This is a genomic window from Cryobacterium sp. RTC2.1 (assembly GCF_035018685.1).
In the GTDB taxonomy this organism is placed as follows: domain Bacteria; phylum Actinomycetota; class Actinomycetes; order Actinomycetales; family Microbacteriaceae; genus Cryobacterium; species Cryobacterium glucosi.
This window is the reverse complement of the sequence record NZ_JASJXJ010000240.1, coordinates 1-3,363: the sequence shown is the minus strand read 5'-3', so window position 1 is coordinate 3,363 and position 3,363 is coordinate 1. Positions and strand designations below refer to the sequence as shown.

The window sequence follows — 3,363 nt, the reverse complement described above, 5'->3', positions numbered from 1 at the left end:
CAAACTTCCGCTAATCTAACCCCGCGACCTGGGGAGCTTCGATGAGCAGGACTGGGGAATTTCGCTGAGCGCCGTCAATGAGGCATGCGGAGGCCTTGAACACGGTTTCTCATTGACATCCGCGCGGAACCAAGCCAGGACCATTTGTTAGCGGCCATGCCAAACTGCCCATAGGCGGCCACGGAAGTGCCCACTGATGGCCAGTAGAACGGCCCGTTGGTGGCCATGAGATCTGCCCACTTCTATTTCTGAACCCCCGCCCGGTTACGTGGCGGGAGCCCCTTCCTGGGATTTGATGACGGTGTCTAGTCGCATCAAAGTCGCCCAGGAAGAGGCCCTGAATGAAGTTTGACGGAGAAATCATGGAAATACTCGCTGCCTACGACCTGACTGAGTCGTTGCGTGCCGCGGCCGAGCTCACGGGCTGCTCGCATCACACCGTCGCCCGGCACGTCGCCGCGCGCGATGCGGGCCGGCCGCTCGCGGAGCCCGCCTACCGGGGCCGGGTCACGGACCCGTTCCTGCCCAAGATCGAGGAATGGGTGGAGGCGTCGCAGGGCAAGATCCGTGCGGACCGGGCCCACGCGAAACTGATCGGTCTGGGCTACGCGGGTTCGGAGCGGTCGACGCGGCGGGCGGTCGCGCAGGTCCGCGCTGCGTTCCGGCTCGGTCGGGTGCGGGTGCACCGGCCGTGGATCACGGAGCCGGGGATGTGGTTGCAGTATGACTTCGGCGACGGCCCCGTCATCGATGGGAAGAAGACGGTGTTGTTCGTCGCGTGGCTGGCGTGGTCGCGGTTTCGGATCGTGATCGCGTTGCGGGACCGGACGGCGCCGAGCGTGTTCGCCGCGTTGGATCGCTCGTTCCGGCTCCTTGGCGGCGCGCCGACCTACGTCCTGACCGATAACGAGAAAACGGTCACCGTGTCCCATGTTGCCGGGGTGCCGGTGCGGAATCCGCAGACGGTGGACTTCGCCCGCCACTACGGGGTGAGCGTGCTGACGTGTCAGCCCGCGGATCCTGCGTCCAAGGGCGGGGTGGAGTCCTCGGTGAAGCTCGCCAAGGCTGACATCGTGCCCAAAGACACCAACCTCCGGCCCGACTACGCCTCGTTTGCCGAGGTCGAAGCGGCCTGCGAGGCGTTCATGGCCGTGGTGAATGCCCGGGAGCACCGCGCGACCAGGCGGAAGCCGTCCGTGATGCTCGAGGAGGAACGGCCCCGGTTGCACCGGGTCCCTGACACCGCGCACACCGTCGCGCTGGGCTTGACGCGGGCCGTTCCGGAGAACACGCCGATGGTCACGTTCGAGAACGGCCAGTACTCGGTGCCGGCGCACTTGCTCGGCGCCCGTGTGTTCGTCCGCAGCCACGGGGTCGGGGCCTCTGAGCAGGTCGTCATCGTCCACGTCGGCAGTGACGGGCCCGTTGAAGTCGCCCGGCACCGGCGGGCCCGGCCGGGCAGCCCGAAGATCGACGACGCGCACTTCCCCGACCATCGGGAGAAGATCCCGGGCGACTACACGATCACCCCGCGCAGCGCAGCGGAGACGGAGTTCCTGGCCATCGGGGCTGGCGCGCACGCGTGGTTACTCGAAGCGGCCGCGGCCGGGACCGCGCGGATGAACGTGAAGATGGCCGAGGCCGTCGCGTTGGCGAAGATCAGCGGCACCGCCCCGGTCGATGAGGCCCTCGGGCAGGCGGCCACTTATGGTCGTTTCGCGACCGGTGACCTCGCCTCCCTCCTCAGCGCAGGCTCGATCCGTCCGCAGGCACGCACGGCGGGCGAGACGAGCTCGCTCGCGCAGGGCACCGCCGGGTGGGCGGCGATCGGGCAAGCCGCCGATGACGAGTTGGAGCAGAGCGCGTGAGCGTCACCCAGGCCGCCGCGCCCGCGCTGCCCGCGGACCTGGAAGCGTTGATGCGGCAGTTGAAGATGCCCTACGCCCGCGCCCTGGCGCCGGAACTGATCGCGACCGCCCGGGCGCAACGCTGGGAACCCGTCGAGATCATCAAGGCCCTCTTCGTTGAGGAAGTCACCGGCCGGTCCCGGTCAATGCTCGCGACCAGGCGCCGGGCCGCGGGGTTCCCAACGGGGAAAACGTTCGACACGTGGGATGAGGCCGCGTCCTCGATCCCGGCCCCGACGCAGCAGGCCCTCCGCACGTTGGAATGGATCGGCCGGAAGGAGAACGTCGTCGTTTGCGGGCCCTCCGGGACTGGGAAGACGTTCTTCCTCGAGGCCCTCGGCCAGCAAGTCGTCGAGGCCGGGATGCGAGTCGCCTGGTTCCGCCTCGAAGACCTCGGTGCTCTCGTCCGCGCGCACCGCGCCGACGACTCCGTCGGCCGGGTCGTGGCCCGGATCCTGCGCTCGGATCTGATCGTGATCGATGACATCGGGCTGCTCGAAGTCGGGGCCGACGCCGCCGAGGGCCTCTATCGACTCGTCGATGCCGCCTACGAGAAACGCTCCATCGCAGTCTCGTCGAACCTGCATCCAGCAGGCTTTGACGAGCTCATGCCCAAGACCCTCGCGACCGCGACCGTTGACCGGCTCCTGCACCACGCCCACGTCTGCCAGACCTCGGGCGACTCGATCCGCCTCACGCAGGCCCTCGCCGGGAAAGGCGTCACGAAGATGAGCTAGACCAACTACGACCGCGCATGGCCAACGCCACCAACACCCAGGTGGGCAGATCTGTTGGCCATGACCGGGCAGTTCTCGTGGCCACCAGCGGGCAATTCTGCTGGCCGCCTACGGGCAGTTCCAAATGGCCATTGACAATCCCTCGGGTCCTCGGGTTCTAGGGCACTCGAATGCAACCCAGACCAGCGACTTCTGTGCATTCATCACCACTCGTGGGAAAGCACCACTTGGATATCGGCGAAGACGCCGGTCGACAGCACCTCAGCTGCCAGTTTGCTCGGTGTTGGCATCGCTGGCACGCTTGGCAGCGTCGTGCTGGAGTGGCGGCTACCAGCGTGGAGAACTGGAGATCGCCGGTTAGAGGGAGCTTCCCAAGGGGTTGAGGGGGTGCAGGTTGCGGTCGAAGTCGTATCGGAGGAGTTGCCCGGTCGGGAGTTCAGCGTCACGGGTCTGCCGAGCATTGCTGTCGTTGAGAACGATCCGTAGTTGAGCAATAACGTGCGGATCTGCCATGAGAAGTATGGTTTGCCGGTCGGACAGCAGGGGACTGCCCCGGGTTTGGTTGACTCCTGACCTGTGGAGATTCGTCTTCGCTGGAAAGATGTCATCATGCCCAAGCCTTACCCACCCGAGTTCCGCCGCGATGTTGTCGCGGTCGCCCGGAAGCACGAAGCCCCGCTGAATCAGATCGCGAAGGACTTCGGGATCTCGGAGTCCTG

General features: G+C 66.5%; 4 protein-coding genes. 3 read left to right on the top strand and 1 reads right to left on the bottom strand.

The features are described from left to right. Nucleotides 1–341: 341 nt before the first annotated feature. Entirely contained in the window at nucleotides 342–1,868 is a 1,527-nt protein-coding gene (gene istA / locus QN357_RS18345; RefSeq protein ID WP_323505328.1) for an IS21 family transposase, read from the top strand. Next, nucleotides 1,865–2,644 carry an IS21-like element helper ATPase IstB gene (gene istB / locus QN357_RS18340; protein ID WP_323505327.1) on the top strand — a complete coding sequence of 260 codons (780 nt, stop codon included), beginning with the start codon at nucleotides 1,865–1,867 and terminating at the stop codon, nucleotides 2,642–2,644. The genes istA and istB overlap by 4 nt, the downstream gene beginning before the upstream one ends. Nucleotides 2,645–3,001: 357 nt before the next feature. Here the strand turns inward: istB and QN357_RS18335 are convergent, their stop codons facing one another. Further along, nucleotides 3,002–3,157, bottom strand: a complete 156-nt coding sequence (locus tag QN357_RS18335) for a hypothetical protein (RefSeq protein ID WP_322140582.1) — start codon at nucleotides 3,155–3,157, stop codon at nucleotides 3,002–3,004. A 96-nt stretch (nucleotides 3,158–3,253) separates the two neighbouring features. Between QN357_RS18335 and QN357_RS19615 the strand changes: the two genes are divergently transcribed. After that, a partial coding sequence (locus QN357_RS19615; protein ID WP_416347608.1) for a transposase occupies nucleotides 3,254–3,363 on the top strand: 110 nt, incomplete at its 3' end.